Here is an 18568-nt window from a genome sequence, read left to right as displayed (position 1 = left end):
GTGACACGGTGATATTCTCCCGGCCGTACCACCCGTTCCCAACGGGGAGGGCTATGCGGGGTTGCCGCGCGAGCGGATTGGGAGGCCCTGCCACAGTGCCTTTTTCTGTATCTGGGGTTGTTGGTAGGGCCGTTTCGCCAGAGTGTTTTTTCTCCCCGCCATTTTGTAGTTGTCAACGCCCCGCCAAATAGTCTTCGAAAACATAGGGATTCAGAAACTGCCTGCTCCGCAGCAGGTTGCGATCCACCGGGCTCAGTTCGGCCTCGTCGCAGACCTCCTCCCATTTCTGTTTGATCGTCTCGATTTGCCCTTCGATAATTTTCTGAGCTTCCTCCTTTTTTAGCAGGAGGTTGGGGGCCGCTTTCAGGCAGGTGGTCAGCCTGCTTGAGCGATCGTTGCCGTCAATCAGCATGGCCTGTGACGCCTCATTGCCGCCCCGGTCCTGGGGGCAGATGTCGTAGGCCGGGGTCAGGAACAGGGTCTTGCCGTCCCAGAAGGCCGCATGGTTGCGCGCGTGGTCATCGGTATTGCCGCACAGGATGTTGAAGACCAGCCGGGAGAAAAGCTCTCTGAGCGTTTCGCGGGGCTGGTCGAAGTCGCGGCGGATCAGTTCGGCGAAGGTCTCATAGCTGGCATAGCGGGCCATCATCTCGTCGAGCCCGAACAAAGTCAGCGCCGAGATCATCAGCTTCCGGGTCCATCCCGTTGCTGTTTTGCTGCGATCGAAGCGTTCGATCAGCAGCACATCCCGGTGGGCGGCCTTGACGAGTTTGACCGGGGCGACATTCATCCCGGCCAGCTGAGCGAGGCGCATGGCGACAAACTCAGCCTTGACGACATTGCGGGTGTCTGTGGTCGATGAGAACTTGGCGATGTATTTCCGCTTACCGTCTTCGATCAACGCCTTGGGTCTGGCCCCACCGATGGAACTGCCATGGAGCAGCGCGCTGTCCAGCCCCGGTGTCAGGGGAATTCCCTTTTCCACCCGCTCCGCCGCTTCCAGCAGCTCGGCCATCGAAGCGTTTCGGGCCAGCCGAGGGGTGTATTCTATCGGTGACTGTTGAAAGTCGAGGGCTCCGATCCGGTCTGACCCCGACATGAGCAGGAAGGTCAGCTCACTGGTCTCCCCGGTATCGATCTTCACGGCATCTTTGCCATAGATCCTGTTGAGAATGACCCTGCGGCCCCAGGCATCGGGAGCTGCATCTCTGATGCAGCCGGGAATGGACAGTCCGTCGAGGAGGGGCAAGTGTCCCGCCCGCAGGGGCAGTTCCGGTGGAAAAAGGGAGATGGCCTCGGCCCGTTCCAGGAAGCTGCGCCCGTAATTGAACAGCAGCGAGCCGTGACTTTCTTCCAGTCTGCCGGCGACCACCGGTTCCGTTTTTCCCGGCAGCCAGACCCAGACAAAGGCCTCTTTGGGTGCCTTAGAAGTCATCGGAGACCTCCCGGGGTTTGCTGCGGATCCGTTTGGGCAGCAGAGACAGGGTTTGCCTGGTCTGGCTTGTCCGGGCGGCAAGGCTTTCCGTGTCGGCTTCGAACAGGGAGATTCCTACCAGTACAGCGACCTCGAAGACCAGTCCTACGGAGCAGCCGGGATCACCCGCCTCGATCTTCTGCAGGGTCGCTCGGGAAATGCCGGCCCGTTCCGCGAGCTCTCGCTCGGACCAGCCTCGTTGCTTGCGAAACGATTTGATCTGCACCGCCAGGTAGTCGATCGCCTCTCTGGTATGCCTGGAAAAGGCTCTGGCTTTTGACATTGTCGCCCCTTTGACCATTATGATAATCGTTATCTGGATTAGTGACTTATATACTAGTCACAATTGGTTGCAGTTGTCAAAAGCCAACGCTCTATTTGGGAGATGCCCAAGGTGGCGCAGCCCCGGTTCGGCTGGGTTAAGCCTGTTTCAGAGGCGCTGCATGTTGATCGGCAGGATGTTGTCCGTTTGTTGCGGATGAATGATCTGGTTCAGCTTCCGCCCCCAGCCTTCAAGGGCGATCTGCTTTTCCCGGTCGCAGGCATAACGGTCATAGATGGACGTTACGTCGTGCTCGGCGTGATTGAGGAGTTTGACGATTGTCCGGCGCGAGGTGCCGAGGCTGGCCATGTGGGTGGCGGTGGTGCGGCGCAGGTCGTGGGGTGTGAAGTCGAAGTTCAGGCCCGACTTCAGTTCGGGGTTGTTTCGGATGCGCTCTTTTTTCTGGCGGAGAGCTCTGGCAAGCGCGTTCGGGTTGATGGCTTGCCCCTCTACGCGAGAGGGGAAGACGAAGCCACGTTTCCGGACGGGACCCAGCAGGGATTTTGCAGTGTCGTTCAGAAAGACTCGGTGCATGTTCCCGTTCTTGGCCTTCTCGGCCGGAATAGTCCACCAGTCGCCGCTGATTTCCTCCCAGCGCATGGCGGTCACCTCGCCCGGGCGCTGAGCTGTTGCCAGGATCATCAGCAGGGCGCGGCGGGTGATGTCGGTAAAATCGGTTGCCCACAGGGCCTTGATTTCTTCAACGCTCAGGACTCGGTCCTTGCGGACCTCCTTCCCGGGCGCTTCGATATTCTGACAGGGTGACAGCTCAAGCACGCCCCGCTTGACGGCAAAGTTGAACATTTTGCGAACCACGGCCAGGGTGCGGTTGGCGATGATGGGTCCGCGCGTGGCAACTTCATCTAGCAGGGTGATGATCTCAGGACGGGTGATGGCAGCCAGCTTGCGCTTGCCCCATTTGGGCATGACATCCTTCTCGAGAATGCGTCGGTCTTCCCTGGCACTCTTCTTTTTCGGTTCGGCCCACTTTTTCAGATAGACTTCGGCGAACTCCTGAACGGTTGGGGCCTTGATGCGTTGGGCCTTTTCTTCCAGTTTGACCTGTTGCGGGTCTTTGCCGTCGGCTACCTGCCGCTGGATCTCCTCCAGTTTTCTACGGGCGGTGGCCAGGGACATGGCCGGGAATCGACCGATGGTGTGCCAGCGCTGCCTGCCGTCGAAGGTGTACAGGGTGACGAAGGACTTGCCCCCGGAGGGGGAAACTCGCAGGTAGAGTCCGGGTTCGAACTGTTTCAGGTAGGTCTGCTCCTGCGGAGCGAACCTTTTGCCCTTCAGGGTGGCATCTGTGACTTTTCGTTGGGCCATGGGTGTGTCGATCTATTAGCAGAATCATTCTGCTAATAGATTTGCTAATAACTTTTCCGGTTAGACATGAAAAATGATGAACGGCATTGACTTTTGATTTTGATTATAACATACTGTTATAACAATTAAAATTCAGTTTTTCTGAATGGTTATGGGGTGGGATAAAATTGGTGGTGATACTGACTACGGATCAGAAGGTCGGGAGTTCGAATCTTCCGCGGCGCGCCAGTTAAGACAAGGCCCCAGCACTTTTTCGGTGCCGGGGCCTTGTTGTTTTGAGGCCGCCGGATTTTTCATCAACTCCGCGTTGCAGGCCCGCTTCGCTTGTGCGACGTAGCTGCTGCTACGCCTCCGCGCTCATTGGGTTGCGCCTTGATTTGATAAAAAATCCGGCGTCTTGAAGCTGTGGTGTGGAATTGGCCTGATTGGGGGATGTTGAACCGATTGCGGTCCGGTCGTGTGATCAGCTTGAGCAGCGTCAGAAGCGCCCGGGACGATCAAGAGCGGCGGTCTGCGGCGCGGATTCCGCATCGATTAACATGGGCGGATCGAGTGTGATCCGGATCCGGGCTTCCCGTTGCAGGTCATCGGCCGTCAAGGTGGCCAAGGCGGCCAGGTAAAGTCCCAGGGCCAACAGGGTGAAAATTCCCAGAAAAGTTGTCCCCGGATGGCGTTTCCGCAGGGTCAGTTGTGCGCTGTTCGATTTTTGCATGGTTTAAGCCCGTGGTTTGAGGTTGTCCTTTTTTATCGGCGGTCCGGCGGGATCCCTTAGTTTTTTCTGTGGCCTTGTCAGCGTTTCAAGTTCGTGATACAAGTATCCACCGTTCGGTGGGGCCAGGTGGTTGACCATGCAGGAGACACAACAGGGCGAGGACCATGGCTACATGCTGGAGGCTCTTGCCGAGGCCCGGCGGGCAGAGTCTCTTGCTGAAGTCCCGATCGGCGCGGTGATCGTCCACCAAGGCGAGATCATCGCCCGGGCCCATAACCGGCGGGAAGTCGACCAGGATCCGACGGCCCATGCCGAGTTGCTGGCGATCCGGCGGGCTGCCAAGGTGCTCGGCTCCTGGCGGTTGCTTGACTGCAGCCTTTACGTCACTCTCGAACCCTGTGTGATGTGCATGGGAGCAATTATTCTCAGCCGGATACCACGGCTGATCTACGCCTGTCGCGATCCGCGGGCCGGTGCGGTCGGGTCGATTTACGAACTGCACCGGGACGAACGTTTCAATCACCGGGTTGAGGTGGTCGAAGGGGTGCTGAGAGAGGAATGCAGCGACGTGCTGAGAGAGTTTTTCCGGCAGTTGCGTGAACGGAAAAAAGTTTCAAGATCATCATAATCCAGAATCTGGAGGGGTGTCCGAGCGGCCGAAGGTGACAGACTCGAAATCTGTTGTGGCGCAAGCCACCGGGGGTTCGAATCCCCCCCCCTCCGCCAAATAAAAACAAGGGCTTAGCCGTTTTCGGCTAGGCCCTTGTTTTTTTCTTCCTGGCTCGAATGAAGGATTGGTGGAAAGATTAGTGGAAAGATATTGTTTGTGGGGGATTCGAAACGGAGCGGGTGTTCTCCGATTTCCTCTCTTTTTTTCGCTAGTTCCCCAAATTTTCAGGGTAAAGACAGGCTCCTGCATCGCCGATATGAAGAAAAGCCGCAACAGGACGGAATCGGATTGGTCGGTTCGCTGCTGCTGGCACAAGTCTGGCGAAGGTAGCTGTTGTGGGAGAGCGCAGTTTCATCATCAATGCGACATCCGGTGGCAACGGTTGGAGATGCGCAGACCGTTTCGTCCAGCGGGTGCTGTGGCCGCTGATGCTGCTGGCGTCGGTGGGCGTCCTGCTGGTCTGGGATGAACAGGTGTGGCTGCTTGCCCTGGTGGCAGGTGGGTTGCTTCTTTTTTCGGCGGTGACATCCTCTTCTCGCGTCGGGGAAAAAGACAGCGAAACGCATGATGCCGCCGATGATCTGCAGCGTTACCGGCTGGTGGTCGAATCGGCGATCGATGTTTTTTTTCAGACCGATGAAAAGGCGCGCTGGACCTACCTGAATCCGGCCTGGGAACACGTGACCGGCCGTCGACGGGATGAGACGCTCGGTGAGGAGTTGCTTGATTCGGTTTACGCTGGTGACCGGGACAGGGCTCGGGCATTGATCGCCCCCTTGCTGGCGGGGGAAGAGCCCTTTGCCCAATGTGAGCTGCGGCTGAAGACGTTGGCTGAGAGCTACCGCTGGGTAGAACTGGTGGTCCGGCCCTTCGGGCGTGTCGACCAGGGGATTTCCGGGTTGACAGGGACGATCCGCAACATTACCGCCAAGCGGCTGGCCGAAGAAGCCCTGCGGGAAAATGAAGAGCGCTACCGGAGGATCTTTCTGAATATCCAGGATGTCTATTTCGAGGCCAGCATGGGAGGCATCCTGATCGAAATCAGTCCCTCGGTTGAGCATCTGCTCGGTTACCGTAGAGACCAATTGGTCGGAAGGCTTTTTTCCACCATTTCGGCGGAACGGGGGAGGATGGCTGAAATTCGCGAGAAGCTGCTTGAGTCGCCGCAGTTGAAGGATTTCGAACTGCAGCTGCGTCGCTGCAGCGGAGAAACCATTGCCTGCTCGATCAATATCAGCCTGATCTGCGACGCGGGAGGAAAACCCCTCAAGCTGGTCGGTTCGATCCGCGATATTACCGAACGCAAACGGGCCGAAGAGGAAATACGCAAGCTGGCCTATCATGATATTCTTACCGGACTTCCGAATCGCAGCCTGTTTTATGACCGCCTTGACCAGGCTCTGGCGCAGGCCAGTCGGCATGACCATCCCCTTTCGCTGCTGTTTCTTGATCTTGATCGTTTCAAGGATGTGAACGACACTCTCGGTCATGATGCCGGTGATCGTCTGCTGCAGGCGGTCGCCGAGCGGTTACGGGCCTGCGTGCGGCAGAGCGATACGGTCGCCAGGCTCGGCGGGGACGAGTTTGTCGTGTTGTTGACCTCGGTGAAAACTGAACGGGACGGGGTTATTGTCGCCGAAAAGATTCTCGAACTGCTGGCCGAGCCGGTGAGCCTTGACGGCAAGACGGTTTTTACGTCGACCAGCATCGGCGTGGTGATGTATCCGCATGATGGTCGCAATGCCGAGACGTTGCTTAAGCATGCCGACATGGCGATGTATGCCGCCAAGGAAAAGGGACGCAACAACTTCCAGTTTTTCTCGGAGGAGATGAATCGCAATGCCTATGACCGCCACATGCTGGAGCACAGGCTGCGCGAAGCCATCGAACAGGAACATTTCCAGGTCTATTACCAGCCGCAATGGGATATGCAGACCCGTTCTCTGATCGGCCTGGAGGCCCTGGTGCGCTGGATCGATCCGGAGGAGGGGATGATTTCTCCGGCACGTTTCATCCCGGTCGCCGAAGAGACCGGTCTGATCCGGCCGCTTGGCGAATGGGTGTTGCGCAGCGCCTGCGCCCGGGTTCAGGCCTGGCATGAGGAGGGTTATCCCCAGGTTCGGGTCGGGGTCAATATCTCCGGTCGGCAGTTCCGCCAGCCCGACCTGGTGGCGATGATTGACCGGATCCTTGCCGAAACGGGGCTGCCGGCAGAATTTCTTGAACTGGAATTGACCGAGAGCTACCTGATGGAAGATGCCGAGGCGACCAATCGGATTCTGGCCTTTCTCAAGGTGCGTGGTATCGATCTGGCGATTGATGATTTCGGCACCGGTTATTCTTCTCTCAATTATCTCAAAAACTTTCCCATCGACCGTATCAAGATCGATCAGTCTTTCATTCGCGACGTGACCGGAAGCCGGGATGATGCCGCTATTGTCGAAGCGATTATCGGTATGGCGCAGAGTCTCGAGCTCGATGTCATTGCCGAGGGTGTGGAGACCGCCGAGCAATTGAAATTTCTGCAATCCCGCGGCTGCCAGGAGATGCAGGGGTATTTTTTCGCTCGGCCGATGCCGGTGGATGAAGTTTCCCGTTACCTGGCCGAAAATCGTGATCGTCTGCGCCTGCCCCGACGGGGGGACGATCGTGATTATACCGCCCTGCTCGGTGACTTCGACCATCTCTCCGGAGCCCTTCACTAGGGGCTTCACGACCGTTTTCTCCCTCCCTTTTCACTGCGCCAAAAAACCTTTACAGCCCATTCCCCTTCGTGTATTCTACGCACCCTGCGGAGAGGTGACCGAGCGGCCGAAGGTGCACGATTGGAAATCGTGTGTAGTGAAAGCTACCGAGGGTTCGAATCCCTCCCTCTCCGCCAGTTTCAAGCTCGCGGACAGTTCCCGGAGGGATTCGAAGCGGAGCGAGCGCGTCCAGTGGACGAAGAGCGGGCAGGATGCCCGCGGCAGCGAGCGCAGGGGAGCCGACGCAGGAAGCGCCGTGAAGGCGCTGACGTAGTGGGCGAATCCCTCCCTCTCCGCCAGTTTCAAAAAAGCAACGGCGTTTTCTGGAGGGATGCGCAGCGCAGTGAGTGCGTCCAGGGGACGAGGAGCCGGCCCGCGAACATTTTCTCTGCCGGCATTCTTTTCTGTTTTTTTCCGCGGCTGATTGCCGCCAGAAGTGACAGCCGGGTCCCGCGCAACGGGCGGTTGCCAACTCCGTCAGGCCCGGAAGGGAGCAGCGGTAACAACCTCTCCCGTGTGCCGCGGGGGTGCCTGGCTGTCACTTGTGGCGGCAATCTCTTCTCATTGTCTATTCCTTGGAGCCTGATGACGCGATGTCCTACCTGGTACTGGCGCGTAAGTGGCGCCCTCAGACCTTCGCCGATCTGATCGGGCAGGAACATGTCAGCCAGACTCTCGGCAACGCCATTCGTACCGGTCGTGTCCATCACGCCTTTCTTTTCACCGGTGCCCGCGGGGTCGGCAAGACGTCCGCAGCCCGGATCTTCGCCAAGGCCCTCAACTGTGAGCAGGGGATAACGGCGGAACCCTGCAATCAATGCCCGTCCTGTCTGGAAATCAGTGAAGGGAACGGCACCGATGTCCTCGAGATTGACGGTGCCTCGAACACCGGCGTCGACGATGTACGGGAGCTGCGTGAAAATATCCGCTACCTGCCTTCACGTTCACGATTCAAAATCTTTATCATCGACGAAGTCCACATGCTCTCCATCAATGCCTTCAACGCCCTGTTGAAAACGTTGGAAGAGCCGCCGGATCATGCCAAGTTTATTTTTGCGACCACCGAGCCGCACAAGATTCCCATCACCATCCTGTCGCGTTGCCAGCGCTTCGATTTTCGCAAGATTCCTCTGCCGAGTGTCGTCTCGCGGTTGAAAGAAATCGTCGAGGTCGAGAAAGTGGAGATCAGCGAACGCGCATTGACCATGGTCGCGAGACGCGGCGAGGGGAGCATGCGCGACGCGCTCTCCACCCTTGATCAGGTCATCGCCTTTTGCGGCGACAGGGCCGCGGATGAGGATGTTCAGGGCCTGCTGGGGTTGGTCGACCGGCGATTGCTGCTCGATACTGTCGAGGCCCTGCTGCAGCGCGACAGCCGTCGGCTGCTGGAGATGGTCAGGCGGGTCGATCATCTCGGCTATTCCTATCGACAGTATGGTCGGGATCTCGTCGAGACGTTTCGCTCACTGGTTCTTTGCCGGGTTCTGGATGAGCCGCAGGAGTTGCTCGATGTCACCGCCGATGAACTGGCTGAATTGCAGGCGCTGGCGGCGCAGGCCGGCCTGGAGGATCTGCAGCGCATTCAGGGAGTGCTGCTCAAGCTGGAATCTGAACTGGCGGTGTCGCCGATGCCGCACCTGACCCTGGAAATGGTTCTGCTGCGCCTGGCGCAGTTGCCGCCTACGGAAGATGTCGGGCAATTACTTAAGCGCCTGGCTGAACTTGAAAAACGCCTTTCCCGGGGGGGGGGCGTGTCGTCCGCGCCAGTACCGCGTTCCGCTCCGTCTTCGACCGCTGCCGCAGAATCGTCCCCGCCGCCGGAGCCGACGCCAAAAAAGGTTGAGGCCCCGGCTGCCCCGAACTCCGGAAAGGGGGACTGGCCGGGGCTGGTCGAATTTGTCAAGGCCCGCCGTCGGCCGCTGATTGCTTCCATTCTCGAGCAGGCCAGCCCCCTGCAGCTCGCTCCCCCGATTCTTGAAATTGGTTTGCCGCGGGGCTCCTTCGCCCTGGGGCAACTGGATGATCCGGAGCTTGTCGAGGCACTGACGGCACTTGCCGGAGACTATTTCGGGGCCGCTGTCAAGTTGCGTGTCACGCCGCTTGCGGTCGACGTCGCCAATGTCCGGCCATCCCTGGAGCAGGCGCGTCGTCAGCAGGAAAGCGACCGCCAGCGGCGTTTGCGGGCAGATGCCCTGGATCATCCCCTGATCAAGTCGGCGCAGGATATTTTCGGCGCCAGTGTCAAGGATGTGCGGCCTATTGACAAAGGGTTTGTCTGATCCGGCGAGCAGCCGATTTTCGATCACGTATGAAGGGTCGGAACCCTGTATCGTTTCCCCAACCAAAACAGAAAGACCGCCGGCGGCGGTGACAACGGAGGAAGGACATGGCAAAAGGATTGGGTAATATCATGAAGCAGGCGCAGTTGATGCAGCAGAAAATGGCGCGCCTTCAGGAAGAGTTGGCCGGACGTGAAGTCGAGGCCTCCGCCGGTGGCGGAATGGTGTCGGCGGTGGTCAACGGCAAACAGCAACTGCTGTCGATCAGTATTGATCCGGGGGTGGTTGACAGCGACGATGTGGAAATGCTTCAGGACCTGGTGGTCGCCGCGGTCAATGAGGCCATCAAGAAAAGCCAGGAGATGATGCAACAGGAAATGGGCAAGATTACCGGTGGCATGAATATCCCGGGACTGTTCTGAACGGCGGGTTTGATCGCCGTGAATCCCGTTTCGGGCACAGCAAAAAAGAGCTAAAGTCTTGATTTTTTGGACAAAGCCGTGGTATTACAACGCTTGTGGCCTGACCATTTGACCGGGAAATTTTAAAGACATTGTAAAGAAATTTTGACCGGCCTTAAAAAATAAAACAGCGTTCCAAAGAGTTGGATTTTTGGAAAATCTCATGCTAGACTCCATCCCGTCATTTGCCCGTCTGGTCGCCGAATTGGCCAAGTTTCCGGGTATTGGAAAGAAGACCGCAACCCGGTTAGCTTTCTTCCTGTTGCGGCAGCCGCGGGCGGAGGCGGAAGCCCTGGCAGGAGCCATCCTGGAACTGAAGGAAAAAATAGGGTTCTGCTCCCGTTGCTTCCATATCACCGAGTCCGATCCCTGTCCGATTTGTACCGACCCAGGCCGTGATGAGGGTCTGCTTTGTGTTGTTGAGCAGCCGCAGGATCTGATCGCCATCGAGCGCAGCCGCTCTTTTCGCGGTCGCTACCACGTGTTGCAGGGAGCTCTTTCTCCGCTGGATGGAATCGGTCCCGACCAACTGCGTTTTTCCGAACTGCTGCAGCGTCTGAAAGGGGGCGCGGTTCGGGAACTGCTGGTGGCGACCAATTTCACCGTTGAGGGGGATGCCACGGCCCTTTACCTGGCCGGGCAAGTTCGACCCCTGGGGATCAGGGTGACGCGGCTGGCTCATGGTATCCCCACCGGCAGCGACCTTGAATTTGTCGACGACGCAACAGTCAACCGGGCTGTCGAGGGTCGCAGGGACCTTTGACCCGGCATTGTTTTTTTTCTCTTAAATCGTATACTGCATACAGGCTTTCAGTTCTCTTCCGGCGGCCGCTTGTCGTGTTGCGGAGGAGATGAACCCGTCACTATCGATTCCCGGAAAACCAACTCAAAAGGAGGATTTCATGTCGCGTAAGATGGTTTGTATCGACGGTAATACCGCCGCGGCGCATGTTGCCCATGCTGTCAACGAGGTGATTGCCATCTACCCGATCACCCCGTCATCGGTGATGGGTGAGATCTCCGACGCCAAGAGCGCGGCCGGAGAGAAGAATATCTGGGGCACGGTTCCCAAGGTGGTCGAAATGCAGTCCGAGGGGGGCGCTGCCGGAGCCGTTCACGGGGCCCTGCAGGCCGGTGCCATGACCACCACCTTCACCGCCTCCCAGGGTCTGTTGCTGATGATCCCGAACATGTACAAGATTGCCGGCGAGCTGACCTCGACCGTCTTTCATGTTTCGGCCCGTGCCATTGCCGCCCAGGCGCTGTCGATCTTCGGTGACCATTCCGACGTCATGGCCTGCCGCCAGACCGGCTGGACCATGTTCTGCTCCAACAATCCGCAGGAGGTCATGGACTTCGCCCTGATCGCGCAGGCGACCACTCTCGAATCGCGGGTGCCGGTGCTGCATTTCTTCGATGGCTTCCGTACCTCCCACGAGGTGCAGAAGGTTGAGCAGCTGTCGCAGGATGACATGCGCCACATGATCGATGATGAGCTGATGATTGCCCATCGCCAACGCGGTTTGTCTCCCGATCATCCGGAACTGCGCGGCACCGCTCAGAATCCGGACGTCTATTTCCATGGCCGTGAAACGGTCAATCCCTATTACGAGAAAGTTCCCGGCATCCTCCAGGCGCAAATGGACAAGTTCGCCAAGCGAGTCGGCCGTCAGTACAACCTGGTCGATTATGTCGGCGATCCGAATGCCGAGCGCGTAGTGGTGATGATGGGCTCCGGTTGTGACGCCATGGAAGAGCTGGTGCTGCATCTCAATGCCCAGGGGGAGAAGGTCGGCCTGATCAAGGTTCGCCTGTTCCTGCCCTTCCCGGTTGAGCAGTTCTGCCAGGCTCTGCCAGCTTCGGTGAAGAAGATCACCGTCCTCGACCGGACCAAGGAGCCCGGCTCCATCGGCGAGCCGCTCTACCAGGCGGTGCGTACCGCCATCGGCGAGGGGATGGTCGAAGGGTTCACCCGTTTTGAAGGTTACCCCGCCATCGTCGGCGGCCGTTACGGCCTCGGTTCCTTCGAGTTCAACGCCGGGATGTGCAAGGCGGTCCTCGACAATATGCTGGCTGACAAGCCGAAAAACCATTTCATCGTCGGGTTCAAGGATGATCTCTGCAACAACAGCCTTGAGTTCGATCCGAACTACCTGGTTGCCTTCGACGGCTATGCGGCGATGTTCTATGGCCTCGGTTCCGATGGTACCGTCGGCGCCAACAAGAACTCGATCAAGATCATCGGCGACTGCACCGACCACAAGGTTCAGGCCTACTTCGTCTATGATTCGAAGAAGGCCGGTTCGATGACCACCAGCCACCTGCGTTTCGGCAACCAGGAGATCAGGAGTACCTACCTGATCCAGCAGGCCGACTTCGTCGCCTGTCACAACTTCTCCTTCCTTGAGAAGTACGACATGCTGAAGAACGCCAAGGATGGCGCGACCTTCCTACTCAATGCGCCCTACGGCAAGGACGAGATCTGGGCCCACCTGCCGAAGTACGTGCAGCAGCAGATCATCGACAAGGGCCTCAAGTTCTACGTCATAGACGGTGTTCATCTTGGCGAAAAGATCGGTCTCGGGCCGCGCATCAACGTCATCATGCAGACCGCCTTCTTCAAGATCTCGGGCATCATCCCCGAGGCCCAGGCGATTCAGCAGATCAAGGACGCCATCGTCAAGTCGTACAGCAAAGCCGGCGAGAAGGTCGTCAACATGAACAAGCAGGCGGTCGATGTCGCCCTGGAAAGTATCCAGGAAGTGACGGTTCCGACCGTGGCCGACAGCACCATCGAGATGCAGATCGGCAAATGGGACGGCACCCCGGAGATGGTGCAGAAAACCCTCGGGAAAATTATTGATGGTCTCGGTCACGAACTGCCCCTCTCGGCGATGCCCGCCGACGGCACCTTCCCGACCGGCACCGCGGCGTTCGAGAAGCGCAACATCGCGGTCAATATCCCGGTCTGGGACAAGGAGGTCTGCATCCAGTGCGGCATCTGTTCCTTCGTCTGCCCGCACGCCACCATCCGCATGAAGATCTACGACGAGTCCGACCTCAAGGGGGCTCCCGAGACCTTCCAATCCTGCGCCGCCCGGGGCAAGGATATGGACGGCAAACTTTTCACCCTGCAGGTCGCTCCCGAGGACTGCACCGGCTGCGGAGCCTGCGTGCACAATTGTCCGGCCAAGAGCAAGACCGACGAAGGCCGCAAGGCAATCAACATGACCTTCCAGGCGCCGTTGCGCGATGCCGAGGCGAAAAACTGGGAGTTCTTCCTCAATCTGCCCGACACCGACCCGGCGCTGGTCAATCGTGCCACCCTCAAGGGCAGCCAGCTGCTGCCGCCGATGTTCGAGTTCTCCGGCGCCTGTGCCGGATGCGGAGAGACTCCACACCTCAAGCTGGTTTCGCAGCTGTTCGGCGACCGAATGATTGTCGCCAATGCCACCGGTTGCTCGTCGATTTACGGCGGTAACCTGCCGACCACTCCGTGGGCCAAGCGTAAGGACGGCCTCGGTCCGGCCTGGAGCAACTCGCTGTTCGAGGACAACGCCGAGTTCGGTCTCGGTATGCGCCTCGCTACGGACAAGACCAAGCAGTTTGCCCGCGAACTGCTTGAAGAAAACATCGGCTGCGGTTGCAAGGCCTGCGAAGGGACCGCCGACCTGAAGCGCGAGATTCTTGCCTCGGCGCAGGACAGCCAGGAGGAGATCGAGGCTCAGCGCGGCCGCGTCGCCAAGCTGAAGAAGGTCCTTGGCACCTGTACCCACGAGACCGCCAAGCCGCTGCTGGTCAACATCGATTACCTGGTCGAGAAATCGGTCTGGATTGTCGGCGGTGACGGCTGGGCCTACGACATCGGCTATGGTGGTCTCGACCATGTACTCGCCTCGGGCGAAAACGTCAACGTGCTGGTACTCGATACCGAGGTCTACTCCAATACCGGCGGTCAGGCCTCCAAGTCGACTCCGACCGGTGCCGTGGCCCTGTTTGCCGCCGGCGGCAAGCAGATGCCGAAGAAGGATCTGTCGATGATCGCCATGAGCTATGGCAACATTTTCGTTGCCCGCATCTCGCTGGCCAATCCGGCCCAGGCGGTCAAGGCGCTTATTGAGGCCGAGGCCTACGATGGCCCGTCGCTGATCATCGCCTACAGCCACTGTATTGCTCACGGCATCAACATGACCAAGGCGGTTGACAACTGCAAAGAGGCGGTTAACTCCGGCCACTGGCCATTGTTCCGCTTCGATCCTCGCCTCGTCGAGAAGGGGAAAAATCCCCTCCAGCTCGACAGCAAAGATCCCTCGATCAGCTTCCAGGAATTCGCCAATAACCAGAACCGTTTCCGGGTTTTGACAAAAGCCAACCCTGAGGCTGCCGAAGCGCTTCTTGAGCGCAGTGCGCAGGAGACCGTTACCCGCTACGACCTCTACAAGAAGCTGGCGGCCCTGCAGGCCGACTGCGGCCAGGGCGAATAAGCATCGCCGATTCATGCAGCAGCAAAACATCCCGGCAGGGCAACCTGTCGGGATGTTTTATTTTCTGCGGCTTGTTCTGCCGGTAAAAGCCTTGCCCGGACTGGTGTTAGATGCTATAAAACAGCGGATATGCACACCTGACCAAGGAGCGTAAGCAATGTTCGGGTCCCATTCTTCTCCCTTTGTTATGTACGAGGAGGAACTTCAGCAGATTACCAGCGTGCTCGACAAGCTGCTGCGGGAGTCCAATTCGAAAGTTATTTTCCTGGTTGACAAGAACGGGCAGCTGATCGCGTCGACGGGCGAAACCGAACATCTCGATACCACCAGCCTCGCTTCGCTGACGGCCGGTAATATCGCCGCCACCGGCGGTCTGGCTAAACTGATCGGCGAGAAGGAGTTCTCCATCCTCTTTCATGAGGGGGAAAAGGATAATATCCACATCTCGATCGTTGCCCAGCGGGTCATCCTGGTGGTGATATTTGATCAGCGCTCCTCTCTGGGGCTGGTCCGGCTGAGGGTGAAGAAGGCCAGCGACGAACTGGCGCGAATTTTCCAGGCCCTTGGAGAGAAAGCTGAGCGGTTGGAGAAGGCCGGGCAGTCGCAGAGCCCCTTCGCCGAGATCACCGACGACGACATCGACAACCTCTTCAAGTGACGGGGTAGCCAGGCATGTCCTTCATCAACTACGCTTCACGGGAAATCAACTGCAAGATCGTCTACTACGGTCCCGGCCTGTGTGGCAAGACGACCAACCTGCAGTACATCTACCAAAAAACCGATCCGTCCGCCAAGGGGAAGATGATTTCCCTGGCGACCGAGACCGAAAGAACCCTTTTTTTTGATTTTCTCCCCCTGGCTCTCGGTGAGATCCGTGGTTTCAAAACCCGCTTCCACCTCTATACCGTGCCCGGTCAGGTTTTCTACGATGCCTCGCGCAAGCTTATTCTCAAGGGTGTTGACGGGGTGGTTTTTGTCGCTGATTCTCAGGAAGAGCGTCTCGATGCCAATATCGAGAGTTTGGAGAATCTCAAGGACAATCTCGAAGAACAGGGCTACCAGTTGGAAAAACTGCCCTTCGTTGTCCAGTACAACAAGCGCGACCTGCCGAACCTGACGTCGGTGGAGGAGTTGCGTGAGTTGCTTAATCCGGACGCTGTCCCCGATTTCGAGGCCTGCGCGACCACCGGTGAGGGGGTTTTTGAAACCGTCAAGGCGGTCGCCAAGCAGATTCTGCTGGAATTGAAAAAGGGTGCCTGACCCTTGGATGTGATTGTTGAAAGGCCCGCGATCTTAATGACCGCGGGCCTTTTTTAATGCCTGGTGGCTGGGGTGTCCTGCAGCAGCAGACGGATCTGGGCAACCATCTCCCTGACGCTGGGTGGCCTGCCGATGGAGAGATAGCAGGGTATACCTGAATCCGTTATGCTTGTCATCGCTTGTCGCCAGCCGAGTTGAAAGCTGTTCAGTCGGGGGAGGTCCAGCCTGTCCCCCGGGCATTCCCCGAAACCCTTGTTCCTGCCGTAGCTCTTCAATCATCGTATACCTCCCCGCGGCTCCCTTGCAAGGTATGCCATAGCCTTTTTGTCAATGGCAACTGAAAACTGACCCACTTTTTGGCTCTTTGGAAATTGAAAATTGACCCACCCGCGGCTCAGTCGTTCACCGGAACCGCTGCGAGTTGTTGGCCAATAATTCCGGCTCGCCGTTTGTCCTTGAGACGGTAACTGTCGCCTCGAATCTGGATCACATGTGCATGGTGCAACAGCCGGTCAAGCATGGCGGAAGTCAATGCCGTGTTGCCGCCAAAGGCCTTGTCCCATTCGCCAAAACTCAGGTTCGAGGTCAGAATCACCGAGCCCGTTTCATAGCGTTTGGCGATGACCTGAAAAAACAGGTTGGCCTGCGTGTCCGAGAAGGGCAAATAGCCGATCTCGTCAATGATCAGCAGTCTGGGGCCCAGGACGCTGCGTTTCATAACGTCCTTGTAGCGCCCCTGGCGCTGGGCGCTTTCCAGTTGCAGCATCAGGTCGGCAGCGGTGATAAACCGAACCTTGACGCCACACTGGGTGGCCAGATACCCCAGGGCAATGGCCAGATGGGTTTTGCCGGTTCCGCTGGGTCCGAGCAGGATCACGTTCTCCTTACGCTGCAGAAAGGCCATGCTGGCCAGCTCGCGCAAGCGCTGTTCCGGAGCGCCGGTGGCAAAGCTGAAGTCGTAGTCGTCCATCGTCTTGATCGCTGGAAATCCGGCGAGTTTAGTCAGGGTCTGTCGGGAACGTGCTTGACGTACATCGTCTTCGGCTTTGAGCACTTGTTCCAGATAGTCGATGTAGCTGCTCTCCTCCCTGACAGCCGTGTCCGCCAGGTCGGCATAGACCTCGGCAATCGCGTGAAATTTCAGCTGCTCACACAAGCTTCGGATCCGTTCATGCTGCAAGCTGCTCATAAGCCTCCCTCCTGCAGAAGTTGCTCGTAGATCAGGGGGGAGCGTTGCAGTGGAATGACAGGCCAGTTCAGCGCGACCGGCGTCGTATCCGTTTGTGGCTCGACCGTCACCCGCTGTGGCAGCGGTTGCAAGGCTTCTTGTTCCTTTGCCAGGTGGTCAATGGGGCGCTCGCCAAGTTCCCCCCCCGTGGGTTCGGCAGTTGGCCACCTCGTCAAGCCAGTGTCGGACCTCGGCATTGGCTGTCTCGGCATCAAGGGCAAGGCCCGCCTGCTTCAATCGTGACTGCAGCGGATAGTAGAAGCTGTTGCGCAGATAGCGCCTGACCGTGTTTCGGGAGTGTCCGGTGATGCGGGCAATCTCCCGGATGCTTTTGCCCTGCCGGGCGAGAATTTTGATTTCCATCCACCTCTCCTGAAGAATCATTGCCGACCTCCTCGGTCGGCAGGTTAACGGAAAGGTGGGTCAATTTTCAGTTGCCAGGGTGGGTCAATTTTACTTTGCTACTAACATTTTTTAGAATTTCCTTCGCCAGTTCGGTGCTGCGGTGCTTTTTGATCCAGTTGCGCAACGTCTGATGAGAGATGCTCAGCCGCCCAACCTCGGCAACGGTTAATCCACCATCGACAACCAGACTGACGGCTTCCTCCTTAAATTCCAGTGTGTAAAATTGCCTCGGGATTCGCTTCAATGGACGCCTCCTTGAGCCTTGTAGGCTATCAGATTGGTGTCCACTTTTTTCAGCCTGCCCCATCACTCTGCCGTCAATCTTCAGCGGATGGTCTCCTCCTCCCGCTCCGGACGGGGGTTTTGAAGCATCGATTACACCCGTAAGTGGGGCATTTTTGCATGCCGATTAACACCGACACGGTGGACCTGGTCCAGGTTGGCCACGAGCTTTCTGAGTCGCCGGTTTCTTCTTCTGAAAAATATAGTAACTAGAAAAATATAGTTGACAGAAAAATATAGCAGATATAACATTGTTTTAAGTAAACCCTAGCCGCCCCCGATATCTAGCTCTGAGCGTCAGGGGGTGGTCCACCAATACAATAAGCCTCGTCCGCAGAATCTGTGGGTAGGCCGATATAAAAATTAGAGCATTGCCCTTTCCGGGCGGGTAGGATGGTTTTTGCCGAAACTATCGAACCCAAACCCGCAAAAGGCAATGCTGATAAAGACTCTACTGAACAAGGTCGAACGATTCAAGTCGTTCGTTTACGGCTCCGTTGCCGTCAGGCTCGTTGACGGCATAGAAGCCCTGGTCATTGACATCGAACCACGGCGCAACAGTCGGCCGATTTGCCCGGAATGCGGCAAGAAGTGCAACACGTATGATCGACAGCCTCAGCGTTTGTTCGAGTACCTGCCGGTCTGGTCGTTCAAGGCCTACTTTCGTTACGCTCCTCGCCGGGTCAATTGCCCAGAGCACGGCGTCAAGGTCGAGGCTCTGCCGTGGGGATTCGGCAAGGAGCGGATGACGTTTTCGTATCAGGTCTACCTGGCCCGCTGGGCGAAGCGGCTGTCCTGGAAGGAGACAGCAGCCATCTTCGAAACCAGTTGGGACACCGTCTTCCGAGCGGTCCAGTTTGTCGTCGACTACGGCCTCACCCATCGGAGTCTTGATGGTGTCACCGAGATCGGCGTTGATGA

The 18568-nt window shown here is 57.8% G+C and carries 15 protein-coding genes, 2 tRNA genes, 1 other RNA gene and 2 pseudogenes; 12 read left to right on the top strand and 8 right to left on the bottom strand.

Annotation, left to right across the window (positions count from 1 at the left end):
• Positions 1-172 precede the first annotated feature (172 nt).
• The 4 genes from C2E25_RS06100 to C2E25_RS06085 form a co-directional block, all read right to left on the bottom strand.
• A complete protein-coding gene (locus C2E25_RS06100) occupies positions 173-1435 on the bottom strand; it encodes a type II toxin-antitoxin system HipA family toxin (RefSeq protein ID WP_103114882.1) in 1263 nt (420 codons plus the stop codon).
• Positions 1425-1757 carry a helix-turn-helix transcriptional regulator gene (locus C2E25_RS06095; RefSeq protein WP_103114881.1) on the bottom strand — a complete coding sequence of 111 codons (333 nt, stop codon included), beginning with the start codon at positions 1755-1757 and terminating at the stop codon, positions 1425-1427. Before C2E25_RS06095 ends, C2E25_RS06100 begins: the two co-directional genes overlap by 11 nt.
• A gap of 147 nt (positions 1758-1904) precedes the next feature.
• Positions 1905-3122: a tyrosine-type recombinase/integrase gene (locus C2E25_RS06090; RefSeq protein WP_103114880.1), complete on the bottom strand. Its 1218-nt coding sequence runs from the start codon at positions 3120-3122 to the stop codon at positions 1905-1907.
• 478 nt (positions 3123-3600) lie between these two features.
• The gene (locus tag C2E25_RS06085) at positions 3601-3834 is read right to left on the bottom strand and encodes a hypothetical protein (protein WP_103114879.1); all 234 of its coding nucleotides are present in this window, start codon (positions 3832-3834) and stop codon (positions 3601-3603) included.
• A gap of 136 nt (positions 3835-3970) precedes the next feature.
• Between C2E25_RS06085 and tadA the strand changes: the two genes are divergently transcribed.
• The 11 genes from tadA to C2E25_RS06030 all read left to right on the top strand — a co-directional run bounded on the left by tadA (position 3971) and on the right by C2E25_RS06030 (position 15732).
• A complete protein-coding gene (gene tadA / locus C2E25_RS06080) occupies positions 3971-4462 on the top strand; it encodes a tRNA adenosine(34) deaminase TadA (RefSeq protein WP_103114878.1) in 492 nt (163 codons plus the stop codon).
• A gap of 10 nt (positions 4463-4472) precedes the next feature.
• Positions 4473-4560 (top strand) — tRNA-Ser (locus C2E25_RS06075).
• A gap of 279 nt (positions 4561-4839) precedes the next feature.
• The gene (locus C2E25_RS06070) at positions 4840-7209 is read left to right on the top strand and encodes a putative bifunctional diguanylate cyclase/phosphodiesterase (protein ID WP_103114877.1); all 2370 of its coding nucleotides are present in this window, start codon (positions 4840-4842) and stop codon (positions 7207-7209) included.
• Between the two features lie 88 nt (positions 7210-7297).
• Positions 7298-7385, top strand: a tRNA-Ser gene (locus C2E25_RS06065).
• Positions 7386-7689: 304 nt separating this feature from the next.
• An RNA gene (ffs, locus tag C2E25_RS06060) (signal recognition particle sRNA small type) lies at positions 7690-7788 on the top strand.
• Between the two features lie 53 nt (positions 7789-7841).
• Positions 7842-9527, top strand: a complete 1686-nt coding sequence (gene dnaX, locus C2E25_RS06055; protein ID WP_103114876.1) for a DNA polymerase III subunit gamma/tau — start codon at positions 7842-7844, stop codon at positions 9525-9527.
• Between the two features lie 107 nt (positions 9528-9634).
• Positions 9635-9949: a YbaB/EbfC family nucleoid-associated protein gene (locus C2E25_RS06050; protein ID WP_085009974.1), complete on the top strand. Its 315-nt coding sequence runs from the start codon at positions 9635-9637 to the stop codon at positions 9947-9949.
• Between the two features lie 202 nt (positions 9950-10151).
• Positions 10152-10751 carry a recombination mediator RecR gene (recR, locus tag C2E25_RS06045; protein ID WP_103114953.1) on the top strand — a complete coding sequence of 200 codons (600 nt, stop codon included), beginning with the start codon at positions 10152-10154 and terminating at the stop codon, positions 10749-10751.
• Between the two features lie 139 nt (positions 10752-10890).
• Positions 10891-14472 carry a pyruvate:ferredoxin (flavodoxin) oxidoreductase gene (gene nifJ / locus C2E25_RS06040; RefSeq protein WP_103114875.1) on the top strand — a complete coding sequence of 1194 codons (3582 nt, stop codon included), beginning with the start codon at positions 10891-10893 and terminating at the stop codon, positions 14470-14472.
• A 157-nt stretch (positions 14473-14629) separates the two neighbouring features.
• Entirely contained in the window at positions 14630-15130 is a 501-nt protein-coding gene (locus C2E25_RS06035; protein ID WP_103114874.1) for a roadblock/LC7 domain-containing protein, read from the top strand.
• A 14-nt stretch (positions 15131-15144) separates the two neighbouring features.
• A complete protein-coding gene (locus tag C2E25_RS06030; RefSeq protein ID WP_085009971.1) occupies positions 15145-15732 on the top strand; it encodes a GTP-binding protein in 588 nt (195 codons plus the stop codon).
• Between the two features lie 394 nt (positions 15733-16126).
• Here the strand turns inward: C2E25_RS06030 and istB are convergent, their stop codons facing one another.
• The 4 genes and pseudogenes from istB to C2E25_RS06015 form a co-directional block, all read right to left on the bottom strand.
• Complete coding sequence (gene istB / locus C2E25_RS06025; RefSeq protein ID WP_103114873.1) at positions 16127-16921, bottom strand: IS21-like element helper ATPase IstB; 795 nt, start codon at positions 16919-16921, stop codon at positions 16127-16129.
• Positions 16918-17239: pseudogene (locus C2E25_RS17805) on the bottom strand (IS21 family transposase); the annotation flags it as partial. The gene istB and the pseudogene C2E25_RS17805, both read right to left, overlap by 4 nt.
• Positions 17225-17344, bottom strand: a pseudogene (locus tag C2E25_RS17800) (helix-turn-helix domain-containing protein); the annotation flags it as partial. The pseudogenes C2E25_RS17800 and C2E25_RS17805, both read right to left, overlap by 15 nt.
• A gap of 46 nt (positions 17345-17390) precedes the next feature.
• Positions 17391-17609 (bottom strand): transposase, encoded by a 219-nt coding sequence (locus C2E25_RS06015; RefSeq protein ID WP_158247155.1) that lies wholly within the window; start codon positions 17607-17609, stop codon positions 17391-17393.
• A 474-nt stretch (positions 17610-18083) separates the two neighbouring features.
• Here C2E25_RS06015 and C2E25_RS06010 point away from each other — a divergent pair.
• Positions 18084-18568 (top strand): transposase family protein (locus tag C2E25_RS06010; protein WP_146032911.1); only part of this gene is annotated, 485 nt, incomplete at its 3' end.

The sequence above is a fragment of the Geothermobacter hydrogeniphilus genome, from assembly GCF_002898515.1.
Classification (GTDB): domain Bacteria; phylum Desulfobacterota; class Desulfuromonadia; order Desulfuromonadales; family Geothermobacteraceae; genus Geothermobacter_A.
This window is presented reverse-complemented; position numbering and strand designations above follow the sequence as displayed.

Excerpts from the sequence above, each read along its gene's own strand:
- C2E25_RS06050 (WP_085009974.1), top strand. The coding sequence starts at position 9,635 with ATGGCAAAAGGATTGGGTAATATCATGAAGCAGGCGCAGTTGATGCAG.
- recR (WP_103114953.1), top strand. The coding sequence starts at position 10,152 with ATGCTAGACTCCATCCCGTCATTTGCCCGTCTGGTCGCCGAATTGGCC.
- istB (WP_103114873.1), bottom strand. The coding sequence starts at position 16,921 with ATGAGCAGCTTGCAGCATGAACGGATCCGAAGCTTGTGTGAGCAGCTG.
- nifJ (WP_103114875.1), top strand. The coding sequence starts at position 10,891 with ATGTCGCGTAAGATGGTTTGTATCGACGGTAATACCGCCGCGGCGCAT.
- tadA (WP_103114878.1), top strand. The coding sequence starts at position 3,971 with ATGCAGGAGACACAACAGGGCGAGGACCATGGCTACATGCTGGAGGCT.
- C2E25_RS06085 (WP_103114879.1), bottom strand. The coding sequence starts at position 3,834 with ATGCAAAAATCGAACAGCGCACAACTGACCCTGCGGAAACGCCATCCG.
- C2E25_RS06100 (WP_103114882.1), bottom strand. The coding sequence starts at position 1,435 with ATGACTTCTAAGGCACCCAAAGAGGCCTTTGTCTGGGTCTGGCTGCCG.
- dnaX (WP_103114876.1), top strand. The coding sequence starts at position 7,842 with ATGTCCTACCTGGTACTGGCGCGTAAGTGGCGCCCTCAGACCTTCGCC.
- C2E25_RS06035 (WP_103114874.1), top strand. The coding sequence starts at position 14,630 with ATGTTCGGGTCCCATTCTTCTCCCTTTGTTATGTACGAGGAGGAACTT.
- C2E25_RS06095 (WP_103114881.1), bottom strand. The coding sequence starts at position 1,757 with ATGTCAAAAGCCAGAGCCTTTTCCAGGCATACCAGAGAGGCGATCGAC.
- C2E25_RS06090 (WP_103114880.1), bottom strand. The coding sequence starts at position 3,122 with ATGGCCCAACGAAAAGTCACAGATGCCACCCTGAAGGGCAAAAGGTTC.
- C2E25_RS06030 (WP_085009971.1), top strand. The coding sequence starts at position 15,145 with ATGTCCTTCATCAACTACGCTTCACGGGAAATCAACTGCAAGATCGTC.